This is a genomic window from Streptomyces capoamus (assembly GCF_014654935.1).
Lineage (GTDB): Bacteria > Actinomycetota > Actinomycetes > Streptomycetales > Streptomycetaceae > Streptomyces > Streptomyces capoamus.
Genome location: NZ_BNBF01000011.1, coordinates 212013 through 228960, shown reverse-complemented (window position 1 = coordinate 228960; position 16948 = coordinate 212013). Strand labels below are relative to the sequence as shown.

The window sequence follows — 16948 nt, the reverse complement described above, 5'->3', positions numbered from 1 at the left end:
CGGTCCTCCAGTTGACCGGCGACGGTGACGGCGGCGGCCTGGCCGAGCGCGACGGCACCGGTCAGCCAGGTGAAGGCCTCGGTGCGGGCACCGGCCGGCACCAGGCTCTCGACCAGCGTGTAGCCGGTGATCAGCGACGGCGCGATGCACATGCCGACCAGCAGGCCGAGCGCGGCGAGCAGCAGCACCGAGTGGGCCGTCCACAGGGCGGACGCCGCCAGCGCGAGGGCCGCGTAGCCGATCACCAGGCGCTTGTGGGGCGCCGCCTTCCAGGCGATCGCGCCGCAGGCGATGCCGGACAGCATGTTGCCGGCGGCGAAGACGCCGTACAGGACGCCGTTCAGGCCGGGCTCGCCGATCGACTCGGTGAAGGCCGCGAGGGACACCTGCATGCCGCCGAAGACGGAGCCGATGCCGAGGAAGGTCACGACCAGTACGCGCACGCCCGGGACGCGCAGGGCGGAGGTGTGCTGCACGCGCGCGTGCCCGCTGTCGGCGGACACCTGCGGCTGCGTGCTCTTCTGCGCGGCGAACAGCAGACCGCCGACGAGGGTCAGCGCGGCCTCGGTGACCAGGCCGGCCGCCGGCGTCACGGTGGTGCACAGCGCGGTCGCCAGCAGCGGGCCGAAGACGAAGGTCAGCTCGTCGGTGACCGACTCGAAGGCCGCCGCGGTGGTCATCAGGGGCGAGCCCTGCAGCTTCACGCCCCAGCGGGCCCGCACCATGGGGCCGACCTGCGGCACCGAGGCACCGGTCGGTACGGCCGCCAGGAACAGCGCCCACAGGGGCGCGTGCGCCAGTGCGAGCGCCGTCAGGGACAGGCCGGAGACGGCGTGCACCAGGACGCCGGGGAGCAGGACGGCCCGCTGGCCGTAGCGGTCGGCGAGACGGCCGCTGTAGGGCGCGAACAGCGCCATGGAGACACCGGTGGCGGCCGCCGCGGCACCCGCGGCGCCGTACGAGCCGGTGGTGTGCTGGACGAGCAGCACGATGGAGATGGTGAGCATCGCGAACGGCTGGCGTGCCGCGAAGCCGGGCAGCAGGAACGTCCAGGCGCCGCGGGTGCGCAGCAGCTGTCCGTATCCGGGGCGGGAGGACGCCGGCGAGGTCTTCTCCGGTTCGGTGGTGGTGACCGTGGATCCCACGGCCGTGCCTTTCTGCCGCCTGGTAGCGCGGGCCCCGTGCGGGCCGGGCGCCGAGAGCTGTCCTCTTGCGCGGACTGCGGTAGATGCCGGCGCCCACTGAGGTGTGGGGGGCGAACCCGGCCGCCATACGGTCGCGCCAGCTCTGCGTCAGGCAGAGTTGGTTCGATCAGGGTGCGCCTTCATCCTACAAGGGATCACCGCGTGCGCGTCTGTGAAAACGAGCACCATGGGCACGGCCACCTGGGAATTCATGGGGTGTGAACGGTACGAAACGTCCTCTTAACGCCCGTCGCCGCCCCTGTCGGTGCCCAGCCAGCCCGCCAGCTTGCCGCCGTGGGCGACCGCGCGCAGGCGCCGTTCCGCCGCGTCGCGGACCGGGTCGGTGGCGACGACCAGCAGCTCGTCGTCGTGCTGCAGCACCGTCGTGGGCATCGGCACGAACGATTCTCCTTCCCGGACGACCAGGGTGACGGCCGCGCCCGGCGGCAGACGCAGCTCGCTGACCTCCACGCCGTGCATCCGGGAGCCCTCGGGGACGGACACGGACAGCAGGTGCCCGCGCAGTCGCTCCAGGGGCGCCGATTCGATGCCCAGGTCGGACGCCTCGCCCTGCTCGCCCAGGCGCAGGGTGCGGGCCAGCCAGGGCAGCGTCGGCCCCTGGACCAGGGTGTACACGACGACCAGGACGAAGACGATGTTGAAGATGCGGCGGCTGCCGGCGACCCCGTTCACCATCGGGATGGTCGCCAGGATGATGGGCACGGCGCCGCGCAGGCCCGCCCAGGACATCAGGGCCTGCTCCCGCCACGGCACCCGGAACGGCGCCAGGCTGCCCACCACGCTCAGCGGGCGCGCCACCATGGTCAGCACCAGCCCGATGACGAGCGCGGGCCAGACGTCGTCGCCCAGCTCGTGCGGGGTGACCAGCAGGCCGAGGACGACGAACATGCCGATCTGCGCGATCCAGCCGAGCCCCTCGGCGAAGCCCCGGGTGGCGGGCCAGTGGGGGAGCCGCGCGTTGCCGAGCACCATCGAGGCGAGGTAGACGGCGAGGAAGCCGCTGCCGTGCCCCAGGGCGCCGGCGGCGTAGGCGGTGACGGCGATGGCCATCACGGCGATCGGGTAGAGGCCGGAGGCGGGCAGGGCCACGTGCCGCAGCCCCCAGGAGCCGATCCAGCCCACCGCGATCCCCAGGGCCGCGCCGATGGCCAGTTCCAGGGCTATCTCGCCGAGCAGGACGTACCAGTGCTCGACCGGGCCGGCCGTGGAGAAGGCGACGACCAGGATGACCACCGGGGCGTCGTTGAAGCCGGACTCCGCTTCCAGCGTGCCCGTCACGCGCGCGGGGAGGGGAATCCTGCGGAGCACCGAGAAGACCGCCGCCGCGTCCGTCGACGACACCACCGCGCCGATGATCAGGGCTTGGCGCCATTCCAGCCCGACCAGGTAGTGCGCGCCCGCCGCGGTGACGCCCACGCTGATCGCGACGCCCACCGTCGCCAGCACGGAGGCGGACGACAGGACGGGCCGGATCTCCTTCCACTTCGTGCCCAGGCCGCCCTCGGCGAGGATCACCACCAGGGCCGCGTATCCCATGACCTGGGTCGTCGCGGCGCTGTTGAACGCGATGTGCCCGATGCCGTCCTGGCCCATGAGGACGCCGATCGCCAGGTAGACGAGCAGGCTGGGGAGCCCGCTGCGGGAGGAGACCCGGACGGCCGCGACGGCGACCAGCAGGACGACGGAGCAGACGAGCAGGAGCTGGTTGAGGTGGTGGACGGTCAGCGGGTTCCTCCTCCGGGAAAAGGGGCGGGGGATCTCCGGTTACTTCGTTACCTTACCTAACTCTTGACGCTTTCTTGACGTTCGCCGAGGCAAGATCGAACGCTCGTGCGCGCTGGTTCCCGACTCCGCGTCAAGCGGGGAAGGGCCCTGCGCCTATGGTTGCTCCAGCGCTCATTCAAAGTCACAGCCCGACCTGCCGCTCGCGTTAGGACAGCAAGGACAGCGATGCCCCCCAACACCACCGCCACAACGGGTGACACCGCCACCACGGGTGCCACGTCCGTCAAGTCCGGCAGGAAGAAGGGGCGCAGAGCCCGCCTGATCGTGTTCGTGCTGGTCCTGGCCCTGATCGCGGGCGTCGCCTACGGCGCGTACTGGTCGATCAGCACGGTCCGCGCCTCCTTCCCGCAGACCACCGGTTCGATCAAGCTCGACGGTCTGTCCGGCCCGGTCGACGTCAAGCGGGACGGCTACGGCATCCCGCAGATCTACGCCTCCTCGGACGAGGACCTGTTCATGGCGCAGGGCTACGTCCAGGCGCAGGACCGGTTCTACGAGATGGACGTGCGCCGGCACATGACCTCCGGGCGCCTGTCGGAGATGTTCGGCAAGGGCCAGGTCGAGAACGACGAGTTCCTGCGCACCCTCGGCTGGGACCGGATCGCCCAGCGGGAGTACGACACCAAGCTGTCGGCGGCCACGAAGAAGTACCTCCAGGCCTACGCCAAGGGGGTCAACGCCTACCTCCAGGGCAAGGACGGCGAGGACATCTCCCTGGAGTACGCGGCCCTGGGCTTCAGCAACGACTACAAGCCGCAGAAGTGGACCCCGGTCGACTCGGTCTCCTGGCTCAAGGCGATGGCCTGGGACCTGCGCGGCAACATGCAGGACGAGATCGACCGCGCCCTGATGACCAGCCGGCTCGGCCCCCAGCAGATCCAGGACCTGTACCCGGCGTACCCCTACGGCCGCAACAAGCCGATCGTCCGGGAGGGCCAGTACGACGATCTGACCCAGGCCTTCCGGCAGAGCGGCGCCACCGGCTCCTCCCAGGGCACGACGGGCGGCACCCAGGGCACGACCGGCGGCACCACGGGTACGACCGGCACCACGGGCACGACGGGCGGCACGGGCACGGCCGGCGGCACCGCGGGCACGACCGGCGGCGCCACGGGCTCCGCTCAGGGCGCCACGGGCGCGACCGGCGCCTCCGCCTCGGGCGCTACCGGTTCGGGTCTCACGAGCCAGCTGGGCGGCCTGTACAAGGTCCTGGACGACCTCCCCACGGCCGTCGGCGTGAACGGCCAGGGCATCGGCTCCAACTCCTGGGTGGTCGCCGGGAAGTACACCGTCAAGGGCAAGCCGCTGCTGGCCAACGACCCGCACCTGTCGGCGTCCCTGCCGTCCGTCTGGTACCAGATGGGCCTGCACTGCCGGACCGTCTCCAGCAAGTGCCAGTACGACGTCAGCGGCTACACGTTCGCCGGCATGCCCGGTGTGATCATCGGCCACAACGGCAGGATCGCCTGGGGCATGACCAACTCCGGGGTCGACGTCACCGACCTCTACCTGGAGAAGGTGAGCGCCAACGGCTACCTGTACGACGGCAAGATCCGGCCGTTCAAGACCCGCGAGGAGACCATCGAGGTCGCCGGCGGCCAGGCCAAGAAGATCGTCGTCCGCCAGACCCAGGACGGGATGCCGCTGCTGTCCGACCGCGACGACGAGCTCGTCCAGGTCGGCAAGAGGGCGACGGTGACCACGGCCGCGCCCGACCGGGGCGACGGCTACGGCATCGCCCTGCGCTGGACCGCGCTCGACCCGGGCACCTCCATGGACGCCGTGTTCGCCCTCGACAAGGCCGCGGACTGGAAGGACTTCCGCGCGGCGGCGGCCCTGTTCGACGTGCCGTCGCAGAACCTGGTCTACGCCAGCACGGACGACCACATCGGCTACACGCTGCCCGGCCGGATCCCGACCCGCTCCGCCAAGGTCGACGGCTCCGTCCCGGTGCCGGGCTGGGACCCGAAGTACCGCTGGACGGGCTTCATCAAGCAGGACGAACTGCCCTACGAGTTCGACCCGGAGCGGGGCTACATCGTCACCGCCAACCAGGCCGTGGTCGACCCCGGGAAGTACCCGTACGCGCTGACCACCGACTGGGGCTACGGCACCCGCAGCCAGCGCATCTCCGACCTGATCGAGTCCAAGATCAAGGGCGGCGGGAAGATCTCCACCGACGACATGCGGCAGATGCAGATGGACAACAGCAGCGAGATCGCCAAGCTCCTGGTGCCCAAGCTGCTGAAGATCGACCTCGACGACCCCGACGTCCGCGAGGCGCAGAAGCTGCTGGAGGGCTGGGACTACACCCAGGACGCCGACTCCGCGGCGGCCGCCTACTTCAACGCCGTCTGGCGCAACATCCTCAAGCTGGCCTTCGGCAACAAGCTGCCCAAGGAGGTGCGCGTCAAGGGGCAGTGCCTGTGGGTCGACAAGATCGACAGCACCGGCCCGGTCGACGACGACTCCAAGGTGCGCGAGTGCGGCCAGCGCGATGCCGGCCAGGCGCAGCCGGACGGCGGCGACCGCTGGTTCCAGGTCGTGCGCACCCTGATGGACAAGCCGGACAGTGACTGGTGGAAAACGCCCAGGTCGGGCACCCGGCCCGGCGCCGAGAACCGTGACCAGCTCTTCGCCCGCGCCATGATCGACGCCCGCTGGGAGCTGACCGCCAAGCTCGGCAAGGACATCGACACCTGGAGCTGGGGCCGCCTGCACCGGCTGTTCCTGAAGAACCAGACGCTCGGCACCGAGGGCCCCAAGGTCCTGCAGTACATCCTGAACCGCGGCCCCTGGAAGCTCAGCGGCGGCGAGGCGACGGTGAACGCGAGCGGCTGGAACGCCGCCGGCGGCTACAACGTCGTCTGGGTGCCCTCCATGCGCATGGTCGTCAACCTCGCCGACCTCGACAAGTCCAAGTGGATCAACCTGACGGGCGCCTCCGGGCACGCCTTCAGCGCGCACTACACGGACCAGACGGGCAAGTGGGCCAAGGGCGAGCTGCTGCCCTGGTCCTTCTCGGCCAAGGCGGTGGACGGCGGGACCAGCGACACCCTCGTCCTCCAACCGTGATCCGGTGACGGCACCGCACTGAGAACGGCCCTCCACGCGCGCGTGGAGGGCCGTTCCGCGTCGGCGGACGGTGCCGGTGCGGGGCGCGTCGGCGGACCGGTCAGTGCGGGAAGCGGCGCACCCCCGTCGGCGTCACCACCGCGTGCACGGGCTGGTCGTGCGCCTCCGCCGGGACCCGGGCGACGACCTCCGTGTCGTACAGCAGCACCACGAGCCGGGGGCGGGCGCCCGCGCGCTCCAGCCGGGCCAGCACGCGGTCGTACGAGCCTCCGCCGCGGCCCAGGCGCATCCCGCGCGCGTCCACCGCCAGCCCGGGCAGCAGGACGACGTCCGCGGCCGTCACGGCGTCCGGGCCGAGCCGGGTCCCGGCGGGCTCGAACAGCGCCATCCGGCCGCCGTGTTGCACCCGCGCGAGGGAGTCCGGTCCGGTGTACTCGCCCCAGTCCAGGTCGTTGTCGGGCAGGAGCGCCGGGAGCAGGACGCGCACCCCCCGCGCGCGCAGTGCCTCCAGCAGTGCGAGCGTGCCGGGCTCGCTCCCCACGGAGACGTACGCCGCCACCGTGCGCCCGCGCGCCAGCTCCGGCAGCTCCAGGGCGCGCTCCGCCAGCGCGCGGCCCGCCCCCTCGACGTCATCCGCCGTCAATGCGTTCCTCACCGCGAGGAACTGTCGCCGCAACATCCGCTTGTCAGGCTCGCCCGTACGTCCGACGTCTGTCATCGGCGGTTCGCACCCCCTTCTTAATGCAGGTCATACAAGGGTCAAGCAAACCGGAGCCACAGAATCCCTACAAAGGCACCGGATATGGTGGCGGGCATGACTCAGTCCCACCCCAGGATCAGCAAGGCTGTCATCCCCGCAGCCGGCCTCGGCACCCGGTTCCTGCCGGCGACCAAGGCCACTCCCAAGGAGATGCTGCCGGTCGTCGACAAGCCGGCGATCCAGTACGTGGTCGAGGAGGCCGTGTCGGCGGGGCTCGACGACGTCCTCATGATCACCGGGCGCAACAAGCGCCCCCTCGAGGATCACTTCGACCGCAACTACGAGCTGGAATCGGCGCTCGAGAAGAAGGGTGACGCCGAACGGCTCGCGAAGGTGCAGGAGTCCAGCGACCTGGCCACCATGCACTACGTGCGCCAGGGCGACCCCCGGGGCCTCGGCCACGCCGTTCTGTGCGCCGCCCCGCACGTCGGCCACGAGCCCTTCGCCGTCCTCCTCGGCGACGACCTGATCGACCCGCGCGACCCCCTGCTGCGGCGCATGATCGACGTCCAGGAGCAGCACGGCGGCAGCGTGGTCGCCCTCATGGAGGTCGCGCCCGAGCAGATCCACCTCTACGGCTGCGCGGCCGTGGAGGCCACCGCCGACGGTGACGTCGTCAAGGTGACCGGACTGGTCGAGAAGCCCGACCCGGTGGACGCCCCGTCGAACTACGCGATCATCGGCCGGTACGTCCTGGACCCGCACATCTTCGACATACTGCGCACGACCGAGCCGGGCCGCGGCGGCGAGATCCAGCTCACCGACGCCCTCCAGCAGCTCGCGCAGGACGAGAAGGTCGGCGGCCCGGTGCACGGCGTGGTCTTCAAGGGCCGCCGCTACGACACCGGGGACCGCGGCGACTACCTGCGTGCCATTGTCCGACTCGCGTGCGAACGTGAGGACCTGGGCCCGGACTTCCGGACCTGGCTCCGCAGTTACGTAGCCGAGGAGATGCAGCAGTCTTGAGCAGCGCCGCGACCCGTACCGCCGGCCCGGACGACCTGTGGTCGGTGGACGAGCACCTGGAGGACGTCCTCTCGGCCGTCCACCCCCTCGAACCCATCGAGCTGCAACTGCTCGACGCCCAGGGCTGCGTCCTGGTCGACGACGTCACGGTGCCGGTCTCCCTGCCGCCGTTCGACAACAGTTCCATGGACGGGTACGCGGTGCGGGTCGCGGACGTCGCCGGCGCCAGCCAGGAGTTCCCGGCCGCCCTGGAGGTCGTCGGGGACGTCGCGGCGGGCGCGGCCGACCTCGTCCGGGTCGGCCCCGGCCAGGCCGCGCGCATCATGACCGGCGCCCCGCTACCGCCCGGCGCCGAGGCCGTCGTCCCCGTCGAGTGGACCGACGGCGGGCTCGGCGAGGGTCCGGTGAGCGGCATGCGGGCGCGCAGCCTGGCCCCGGGCGGCGCCGAGGGACAGGTGCAGGTGTACCGGCCCGCCGAGGCGCGCGCGCACGTGCGGGCCAAGGGCAGTGACGTGCAGGCCGGCGACCTGGCCCTGGCGGCCGGGACCATCCTCGGCCCGCCGCAGATCGCCCTGCTCGCCGCGGTCGGCCGCGGCACGGTCCGGGTGCGCCCGCGCCCGCGCGTGGTCGTGCTCTCCACCGGCAGCGAACTCGTCCAGCCCGGCGAGCAGCTGACCGCGGGCCGGATCTACGACTCCAACAGCTTCGCCCTGACCGCCGCCGCGCGGGACGCGGGCGCCATCGCCTACCGGGTCGGCGCCGTCGCCGACGACCCCGAGACGCTCCGCTCCACGATCGAGGACCAGCTCATCCGCGCGGACCTGATGGTGACCACGGGCGGGGTGAGCGTCGGCGCGTACGACGTCGTCAAGGAGGCGCTGTCGTACGCCGGCGACGCGGACGAGGCCGGCAGCGGCGTGGAGTTCCGCAAGCTCGCCATGCAGCCCGGCAAGCCGCAGGGCTTCGGCTCCATCGGCCCGGACCACACCCCGCTGCTGGCCCTGCCCGGCAACCCGGTGTCCTCCTACGTCTCCTTCGAGCTGTTCGTCCGTCCCGCCATCCGCGCCCTGATGGGCCTCACCGATCTGCACCGGCCGCGCGCGCGGGCCGTCCTGAAGGCGGACGCGGCGCTGCGCTCGCCCAAGGGGCGCCGCCAGTTCCTGCGCGGGACGTACGCCGACGGGGAGGTGGCCCCCGTGGGCGGTGCCGGTTCCCACCTGATCGCGGCGCTGGCCCGGGCCGACGCGCTGATCGTCGTCCCGGAGGACGTGGAGTCCGTCGAGCCGGGCAGCGAGGTGGAGGTGGTCCTGCTCGGCTGACCGGAGCCGGTTGGCGGTACCGTGTCGCGCACAGCAGGCCCGCGCACCGCACCGCGCCGGGCCCGGACCGGGAGCGCCACAGCGATGACAGTGCCTTCCCGGGGGGACACCCCCGGACCCTCCGCGCAGGACCGACTGACGCACATCGACGCCACGGGCGCGGCCCGCATGGTCGACGTGTCCGGGAAGGACGTGACCGCGCGCACCGCCCGTGCCAGCGGCCGGGTCCTGGTCTCACCGCGCGTGGTCGAGCTGCTGCGCGGCGAGGGGCTGCCCAAGGGCGACGCCCTGGCGACCGCCCGGATCGCCGGGATCATGGGCGCCAAGCGCACCCCGGACCTGATCCCGCTGTGCCACCCGTTGTCGGTGTCCGGTGTGACACTGGACCTGTCGGTCGCGGACGACGCCGTGGAGATCCGGGCCACCGTGAAGACCACGGACCGCACGGGCGTCGAGATGGAGGCCCTGACCGCGGTGACGGTCGCCGCGCTCACCGTGATCGACATGGTCAAGGCGGTCGACAAGGCGGCGGTCATCACGGACGTACGGGTGGAGGAGAAGACGGGCGGCAAGTCGGGCGACTGGAGCCGGGCATGACGGCCGGGGACGGCAGCGGCGGCCCGGTGCGGGCGCCGTACGCCGCGCTGGTCGTCACCGCGTCCAACCGGGCCGCCGCCGGCGTCTACGAGGACAGGGGAGGCCCGCTGATCGTGAAGGGCCTGCAGGACCTCGGGTTCGCCGTGGACGGGCCCCGGGTGGTGCCCGACGGGGATCCGGTGGAAGCGGCGCTCCGGGCGGCCGTGACGGCCGGGTACGACGTCGTCGTCACCACCGGCGGCACCGGCCTGTCGCCCACCGACCGCACGCCCGAGGCGACCCGCGCGGTGATCGAGTACGAGGTGCCGGGCATCGCGGAGGCCATCCGCGCGTACGGCCGGGACAAGGTGCCGACCGCCGTCCTGTCCCGGGGCCTGGCCGGGGTGACCGGCGGCACGCTGATCGTCAATCTGCCCGGGTCGACCGGCGGGGTGCGCGACGGGCTGGCCGTACTGGAGCCGCTGCTCGTGCACGCCGTCGACCAGATCCGCGGCGGTGACCACCCCAGACCCGGCGGCAGCGGGGGTGCGAGCTGAACAGCCCTTCCTGGCCCGTCGTACTGGCGGACGGCGATGTCGTCCTCCGGCCGATAAAGCTGCGCGACCAGCGGGTCTGGCGCGAGGTGAACCGGCGCAACCGCGACTGGCTGCGCCCCTGGGAGGCGACCATCCCGCCGCCCACGCCGAGCGGACCGACAGCGCACCGGCCGACCTACCGCCAGATGGTCCGGCATCTGCGCGCCGAGGCGAACGCGGGCCGGATGCTGCCGTTCGTCATCGAGTACCAGGGGCAGCTCGTCGGGCAGCTGACGGTCGCCGGGATCACCTGGGGCTCGATGTGCTCCGGACACGTCGGCTACTGGGTGGACGAGGGGGTGGCGGGACGCGGGGTGATGCCGACGGCCGTCGCGCTCGTGGTGGACCACTGTTTCCGTACGGTCGGACTGCACCGCGTCGAGGTGTGCATTCGCCCCGAGAACCGGCCGAGCCGGCGGGTCGTGGAGAAACTCGGATTCCGCGAGGAGGGGCTGCGGCCGCGTTATCTGCACATCGACGGTGCCTGGCGCGACCATCTCGTCTTCGCGCTGACCGCGGAAGAGGTGCCCGACGGGCTGCTCGCCCGGTGGAAGCGGGCCCGTTCCCAGGGGGCCCAGCGCACCGAGAGTCAGTAAATGGAATAAGTGTTCGAAATTGATCGGCTGTTGACCAACTCGGGGCGCTTGAATTCGCGACCAGGAGCGACCTGTGATCGCATCGGTCGCAAAAAATGCTGGAAATATCAGCCAGATCGTGCGACACACCGGCCCAATTGGCGGATGGCCCCACGCAAATCCCTCTACGGTGTGAGACGTGAGCAGCAGCGGCCTCATCTACGCAGTCATTGTCGGGGCCTGGGCCGCCTACTTGGTGCCGATGTGGCTCCGTAGGCAGGACGAGCTGAACGAGGCCCGTCCGACGGAACGCTTCAGCACCGCCATCCGGCTGCTGTCCGGACGGGCGGGCATGGAGCGCCGGTACGCCAGGGACCTGCGGGCGCGCTCCACCCAGGAGGGGGAGGCGGACACCGGCGATCCGGACGCCGTCACCGACGCGGTGGACGTCCGGGCCTTCGCCGTGCCCCCGACCCGCCGCCAGGTCACCGCGGACGCCGGGCCCGAGGCACCCGGCAGCGCGGACCCGGCGCGCGACCTGACCACCGAACCGGAGCCCCAGCCGGCCCCCGCGCACGCCCCCGGGACCGTGCCCGCACAGAAGCATCCGGCGTCGGCGTCGGCGTCGGCGTCGGTGTCGGCATCGGCATCGGCGCAGGCGGCCGCCGCCCGCGCCCGGCGCTCCAAAGTGCTCGCGCGCCGTCGGCGCACCACCGTGATGCTCTTCCTCGCCTTCACGCTCGGCGCGATCGTGGCGGCCGTCGGCGGGCTCGCCTTCCTCTGGGCACCCGGCGTGCCCGCGGTCACGCTGAGCGCGTACATCGCGTACCTGCGGACGCAGGAGCGCCGCCGCTTCACCTACCAGATGGACCGCCGGCAGGCCGAGGCCGCCGCCCAGCGCCTGCGCGAACGCCAGCCGCACCGGCGCGCGCCCCTCGACACGGGCACCGGTGCTCAGGAGGCGGAGCAGGGCGCCGACACCGGCACGGACACCGGCCTGTCCACCCTCGCCGCCGACCGGCGCGCCCTCGTGGAGCAGACGGACCACGCCGAATGGGTGGACCAGCAGCGGGAGCGGCAGCGGCGGCCCGCGCACGGCGACAGCTGGGACCCGGTGCCGGTGCCCCTGCCGACCTACGTCACCGCGCCGGTCGCCCCGCGCGCCACCTCCGACGTGGACCTGGGGGCACCCGACACCTGGAGCTCGGCGCGGTCCAGCGCGGTGGCCCCGGAGCAGGACGCGGACGCGCACGAGGACGAGGCCGGGAAGCCGGCGCCCGCGGCCGGGGGCAAGCCGGCGGGCGGCACCGGCGGCACCCGCCGCGCGGCCTCCGCGCGGCGGTCGCGGGAACGCGGGCGCACCCCCCTGTTCGACCAGTTCGAGGACGGCGACCGGCCCCGCGCGGCCAACGAGTGAGCCCCGTCACACCCGTGGGATCCCCGCCCTGACCAGTCAGGGAGCGGATTTCCAAGCACCCCGATCGGGATGCTAAAGTTTCACTCGTTGCAAGGGCCTGTGGCGCAGTCCGGTAGCGCACCTCGTTCGCATCGAGGGGGCCAGGGGTTCAAATCCCCTCAGGTCCACCATTGCCGTCCTACTCCAACCCTGACCCGCAAGGGGAGGGGCGAGTAGGGCGGCTTTGTTGGTTGTGGTGCCCGTGCGACCCTCGGCTGCTCGTGCAGCGTGGTAGCTGCGGTGTTGGTCCATGAGCTCAGCGAACGGCTCACGAGCCGTGGCCCGAGCGATCTTGTCACCGTCCACGTAGAGACGAGAGAACAGCGCACGGTTCAGGATGGCGCGCACAGTCTCCCCGGAGCGCTTGTAGAGGCGTCCAGGGTCATCGAGGAGCGCGAGCGCCGCAGTGATGACCTCTCGGCCCGTGGTGATCTGTTCGTCTGCTCGTTCCAGACTTGCCGTGATGCTTCGTACTTCGTCCCGGATGGCATCGAGCTTGGCGCGCAGCTTGTCTTTGGGCCAACCCTCCTCGGCAGCAAGATCAAGGTAGTAGTCCTCTTTGCGGTCGAGGACGCCCAGTCGCTTGGTGTACTCCGCGCGGAGGCTGTCAGAGAGTGCTGAGTCACCCGTCAGCGCTTCGTCTACCGCAAGCGCCACCTCTGCCCGGAAGTCGTCTGAGAGCGTCACCGACGACGCGTAGTAGCGCTCTACACCGTCCTCCATGACTTCAACCGGCACGTACGGCATGTCACAGACGCCCTCCTGCCGACCGCGACAGAAGAAGTAGAAGTAGATGCCGCCGCTCTTGCCCTCAGCCCTGGTGAGCACGAAGCGGTGTTCGCACCGTCCGCACCACAGCAGACCCTTGAGGTAGTGGTGATGTGTCCGGTGTCGCACATGGTTCTCGCCGTTGGCGTCGAGGATGCGCTGTACGCGGTCGAACAGCTCCACATCTTCGATGAGCGCCGTATGCCGGCCGGGGTACTCGATGCCCTCATGTTCCACGAAGCCGAGGTAGTACCGATCACGCAGCAGCTTGCGCAGTCCCTCGGTCGAGATGCCCTTACCGCTTCGCGGCATCCGTAGGCCAGCGTCTGTCAGCTTGCCTTGCAGGCTCTCAAGCGTCTCCCGCCCGGTAGCCATGAGCTCGAACGCCATAGGGATGTAGTGCGACCGGTCAGGGTCAAGCGCCACGGTGCGAATCTCACGACCGTCAACGCGCTTACGAACGTTGAGATACCCGAGGGGTGCTTTGCCGATGGTGCCGCCGTTGCGTGCCTTGTTCGCCATCTTGGCTTTGATGTCCTCACCACTCTGGCGAACCATCCACCAGTTGAAGACATCCGTCAGTGCCTCCATAACTTCGCCAGTCAGGCCCTCACCGAAGTTCTCACGGGCCGACAGCAAGTCAACGCCAATGCTGGCGAGTTGCTGCTTAGTGTTGCCAGCGTCGATGTAGTTACGGAAGACGCGCGCCCGGTTGTAGTAGATCACCGCATCAATGTCGCCATCCTCGTGCAGGAAAGCGAGCATTTTGCGGAACTCAGGCCGCTTCTCAATGGTCTGCGCCGAGTTGCCCGGCTCAATGAACACCTTGACGACAACGGCCCCGAGCTTTCGAGCGAAGGCGCGGCACCACTTGTCTTGTGTGTTGATTGAGTTGCCGTCCGGGTCTACATCGCTGTCAGTGTCCATCTGTCGCTTGGACGAGACGCGCAAGTAGAGCACGACGCGTTTAGTGCGTCCGGCCGCTTCGTCGCGTATTCGCGTGTTGAGAGAACTACTGCCCACCGGTTCGCTCCTCTCTATGCCACGTAGGCAAGTGGTGATGTGTTGGAATCGGCGATAAGCCCAGCGTTACGGAAGTAGCCACGGGGGTGGGCTACGCTCTCGCCAATTAGGTTGAGCCGTTGCAAGCGAGTCTGCATTGCCTCACGAGAGACGTTGAACATTGATGCGGAAAGCGTGAGGTCTTGCGTCATAAACCAAATGCGCTTGACGAGACTTACCGGCATGAGTGCTTGCCCAGCAAACTCGTTCGCTATCCACTCGATTTGATTAGCCTTGCGTTGCTCGTCACCGGTGCCAAGTTTTGAGTGCAACGTTTTTGCGTCTTTGAAGTCCAAGACGTGCTTGAACTCGTGCAGCAAAGTGAAGCGTTGCCGCACCGGCGGCTCATTCTTGTTGACGAACATTTGCAGCTTGTCACCGATCAGGTCGGTTGTGAGGCCGCTTTCTTCGTTCAGTTCGTGGCTTGGTGCGAGATGCACCGGAACGGCTTTTTGTTCAAGGAGCCAGATGAGATTCATCTCTGCTTCATTGGCTTTCACGAGTTTGCGCAACGTAGCCGCTTGGATTCGGGCCACCTGTAGTGATTCACCGTAAGTCAATGGTCGATGCGGCGCTATTGCGCGCAACACGTCTATCAGTTTCAACATCTCAGTTTTTGTCATCTTCTTCATAATGGCCCTCCTCTCGATTAGCTTGGTAATTTTCGATAAGTCCCGCAACGTGGTCAATCTCGCTAGTGCTCAAACCGAGTGTACGTAGGTATGCACGTGGCGCGGCCCGCTCTGATTTTACGCGTCGTCCGCTTAGAATCTGCTGGACATCTATTGAAAGTGCGTCGGCAATCTTCTGTAGCGCCTCTGTAGATGGGTTGGTCTTTTCGCCGCTCTCAAGTCGAGCGATGTACCCGTGGTGCAATCCAGCACGCATTGCAAGCTGACGCACTGAAAGTTGTTGCGCTAGACGCGCTGTTTTGATGCGATCCCCGAGGGACTTGGCATCGTGGTTTGTCATGTGTTCCGTACCTCCGCTCACTTACATCTAGTGTACAAGACTGTCGCCTGTCAGGCGACAGTGAAATTGTCAACGTTCTTACTCTTTGAGAATGTGAGTCACTTTCTGTATGGCATCCTCGAAGAGCGTTACATAGAGCAACTGCGGCGCTGGTTCCGGCAACTCCGCAACGAGCCTTTGTAGGGCGGTCAATCGTTTCTCGTGTGGCACGGTGACGAGTACCCGAGGAGTGACGCCATGCGGCCCAACTTGGCCGGCGTGTGCAAAGTCCACATAGGCGAGGAGCTTGCGCCGCAGTGTCAGCAAACTCTCTGTTGCGCGGTCAACCTCAATTGCCCAGCAGTCTTCTATGTCACCGGATTGCAGGAGTGCATACGCGTCAGGTTTCAAGATGCCGCCCATGCCATTCGAGAACCATGACGCGGGTTCGGTTAGGAACTCCGCCAAATGCAGTAATGCCGAACGTCTTGCCTCAACTAGTCGGACGTACAATTCAGATACGTCGAGGCTATGCAGCAGAAATGCTTGTCCCGGTGTCCACGGCTTTCGTGCTCGTGTCGGTGGCTCCATTTCCTCGGCCGCCATAATGAACGGCAAAGCTCGTTGTCCGCCTGAATCAAGAACGTAGATAAGGCCAGAACTACCCGCCCGAACACCGCCAATTGGTCGTTCCAATGTGGCCACAAAACCAATGGAAATGAGGCGTGAAAGGACTTTTCGGCGTACACGATCACGACTATTCGGAGCAAGATCATCGAAGTGCAACCGTGTCATCTGCGACCCGCGCAACATCCGTGCCCGCGCGAGGTCCAGGATGATCGAACGGTCACGAGGTGACAGGGCTGCGGCCAGTGTCTCGACACGAGCCAGGGACAGGCGGGCCGTCAAGACGAAACTCCGGGGGATGAGTAGTGAGTCGTTGGCGTTAGGGGCAGCCACAGGCCCGCCGACCTCTGACGATCTGAGTCGGCACTCAACGCGATCGGGCCGCCGACCGGTACGGCGAACGGGTCGGCACTCATGCCTCACCCCGTCGGTTGCGCCGGCCGAGCTGGCGACCGTCCTCGTTGGTCCCCGTCCGGGTCTTGAAGGCTGCTTCGACCACCGCCCGAGGAGTGCCGTAGCGCTCACGGCTCAAGCTCGCGATATCTACGCCGACTCGTTCCGCAGGCAACGGCAGGGTAGTGCCGGTAACAGGTGAGAGCACACGGCCGCCAACTGACAGGCGCAAAGCCACTTCATAGGCGTCGAAGCCCATGAGGTCATCAGCGGTCAGTGGTGCAAAACGCTTGGAGAGCGTCTGTGCGTCGTCATAGTCAAGCTGAAAGACCACTGAGCTGCGAACGGTGCCGAGAACGGCAGTCTTAACGCTCTCCGGTAGCTGTCCCAAGTGCTGATTGGCCAGCACCACACCGACGCCCAGGCCGCGCGCTTGAGCCAGCATGTCAGCCACATCGAGCGGCAGCTTGAGCACGTCCTGAAACTCATCGAGGTACAGGTATGCGGGTCGCCGGTGCTCAGCAGGGATACCCGCCCGCGACAAGGTGGCTTGCCAGAGCGAGGCCACCAGGAGTGCACCGAGGAGTTGTGCTGTCTCTGTTCCGAGCGTGCCCTTGCTGAGCTGTACCAGCAGGATGCGGCGCTTCGTGAACACATCCGCAACGTCTATGCCGTCAGATTGGCCCAGCATGAGCCGCAGGGGCGTACGTGTGAGGAACTGCCGGAGCTTGTTAAGGCTTGGGCCAATAACGTTGGTCCGCTCATTGTCGCTCATCTGCTCATAGGCGTACCAGAACGGCCGCACGCTATCGGGCACTGTCTTCTGTCCAGTAA

General features: G+C 68.6%; 15 protein-coding genes, 1 tRNA gene and 1 pseudogene. 9 read left to right on the top strand and 8 right to left on the bottom strand.

What is annotated here, in order from left to right; genetic code table 11:
* Together IE312_RS19560 and IE312_RS19555 are read right to left on the bottom strand one after the other, a co-directional pair.
* The coding region (locus IE312_RS19560) for an MFS transporter (protein WP_229900145.1) at positions 1–1145 on the bottom strand (1145 nt) is incomplete at its 3' end.
* 279 nt (positions 1146–1424) lie between these two features.
* Positions 1425–2963 carry a potassium/proton antiporter gene (locus IE312_RS19555; RefSeq protein WP_189983583.1) on the bottom strand — a complete coding sequence of 513 codons (1539 nt, stop codon included), beginning with the start codon at positions 2961–2963 and terminating at the stop codon, positions 1425–1427.
* A gap of 192 nt (positions 2964–3155) precedes the next feature.
* Here IE312_RS19555 and IE312_RS19550 point away from each other — a divergent pair, with 192 nt between their 5' ends.
* Positions 3156–6065: a penicillin acylase family protein gene (locus tag IE312_RS19550; RefSeq protein WP_189983507.1), complete on the top strand. Its 2910-nt coding sequence runs from the start codon at positions 3156–3158 to the stop codon at positions 6063–6065.
* A 100-nt stretch (positions 6066–6165) separates the two neighbouring features.
* Here the strand turns inward: IE312_RS19550 and IE312_RS19545 are convergent, their stop codons facing one another.
* The gene (locus tag IE312_RS19545; RefSeq protein WP_353758809.1) at positions 6166–6744 is read right to left on the bottom strand and encodes a 5-formyltetrahydrofolate cyclo-ligase; all 579 of its coding nucleotides are present in this window, start codon (positions 6742–6744) and stop codon (positions 6166–6168) included.
* A 135-nt stretch (positions 6745–6879) separates the two neighbouring features.
* On the opposite strand from IE312_RS19545, the gene galU reads away from it, so the two are divergent.
* The 8 genes from galU to IE312_RS19505 all read left to right on the top strand — a co-directional run bounded on the left by galU (position 6880) and on the right by IE312_RS19505 (position 12934).
* Entirely contained in the window at positions 6880–7791 is a 912-nt protein-coding gene (galU, locus tag IE312_RS19540) for a UTP--glucose-1-phosphate uridylyltransferase GalU (protein ID WP_189983503.1), read from the top strand.
* Positions 7788–9110: a molybdotransferase-like divisome protein Glp gene (glp, locus tag IE312_RS19535; RefSeq protein WP_189983501.1), complete on the top strand. Its 1323-nt coding sequence runs from the start codon at positions 7788–7790 to the stop codon at positions 9108–9110. Before galU ends, glp begins: the two co-directional genes overlap by 4 nt.
* Before the next feature lie 84 nt (positions 9111–9194).
* Positions 9195–9707 (top strand): cyclic pyranopterin monophosphate synthase MoaC, encoded by a 513-nt coding sequence (moaC, locus tag IE312_RS19530; RefSeq protein WP_189983499.1) that lies wholly within the window; start codon positions 9195–9197, stop codon positions 9705–9707.
* Positions 9704–10243 carry a MogA/MoaB family molybdenum cofactor biosynthesis protein gene (locus IE312_RS19525; protein WP_189983497.1) on the top strand — a complete coding sequence of 180 codons (540 nt, stop codon included), beginning with the start codon at positions 9704–9706 and terminating at the stop codon, positions 10241–10243. The genes moaC and IE312_RS19525 overlap by 4 nt, the downstream gene beginning before the upstream one ends.
* Positions 10240–10878, top strand: a complete 639-nt coding sequence (locus IE312_RS19520) for a GNAT family N-acetyltransferase (RefSeq protein ID WP_189983581.1) — start codon at positions 10240–10242, stop codon at positions 10876–10878. Before IE312_RS19525 ends, IE312_RS19520 begins: the two co-directional genes overlap by 4 nt.
* 178 nt (positions 10879–11056) lie before the next feature.
* Positions 11057–12274, top strand: a complete 1218-nt coding sequence (sepX, locus tag IE312_RS19515; RefSeq protein ID WP_189983495.1) for a divisome protein SepX/GlpR — start codon at positions 11057–11059, stop codon at positions 12272–12274.
* Positions 12275–12367: 93 nt separating this feature from the next.
* Positions 12368–12444, top strand: a tRNA-Ala gene (locus IE312_RS19510).
* Positions 12445–12553: 109 nt separating this feature from the next.
* A complete protein-coding gene (locus IE312_RS19505; RefSeq protein ID WP_189983493.1) occupies positions 12554–12934 on the top strand; it encodes a hypothetical protein in 381 nt (126 codons plus the stop codon).
* A gap of 138 nt (positions 12935–13072) precedes the next feature.
* Here IE312_RS19505 and IE312_RS44170 read toward each other — a convergent pair.
* The 5 genes and pseudogenes from IE312_RS44170 to IE312_RS40895 all read right to left on the bottom strand — a co-directional run.
* Positions 13073–14008 (bottom strand): annotated as a pseudogene (locus IE312_RS44170) (recombinase family protein); the annotation flags it as partial.
* Positions 14009–14118: 110 nt separating this feature from the next.
* Positions 14119–14775, bottom strand: a complete 657-nt coding sequence (locus tag IE312_RS19490; RefSeq protein WP_189983490.1) for an ImmA/IrrE family metallo-endopeptidase — start codon at positions 14773–14775, stop codon at positions 14119–14121.
* Positions 14753–15136 carry a helix-turn-helix domain-containing protein gene (locus tag IE312_RS19485; protein WP_189983487.1) on the bottom strand — a complete coding sequence of 128 codons (384 nt, stop codon included), beginning with the start codon at positions 15134–15136 and terminating at the stop codon, positions 14753–14755. Before IE312_RS19485 ends, IE312_RS19490 begins: the two co-directional genes overlap by 23 nt.
* 57 nt (positions 15137–15193) lie before the next feature.
* Positions 15194–16003 (bottom strand): replication-relaxation family protein, encoded by an 810-nt coding sequence (locus IE312_RS19480; RefSeq protein WP_189983485.1) that lies wholly within the window; start codon positions 16001–16003, stop codon positions 15194–15196.
* Positions 16004–16133: 130 nt separating this feature from the next.
* A partial coding sequence (locus IE312_RS40895) for a type IV secretory system conjugative DNA transfer family protein (protein WP_229900141.1) occupies positions 16134–16948 on the bottom strand: 815 nt, incomplete at its 5' end.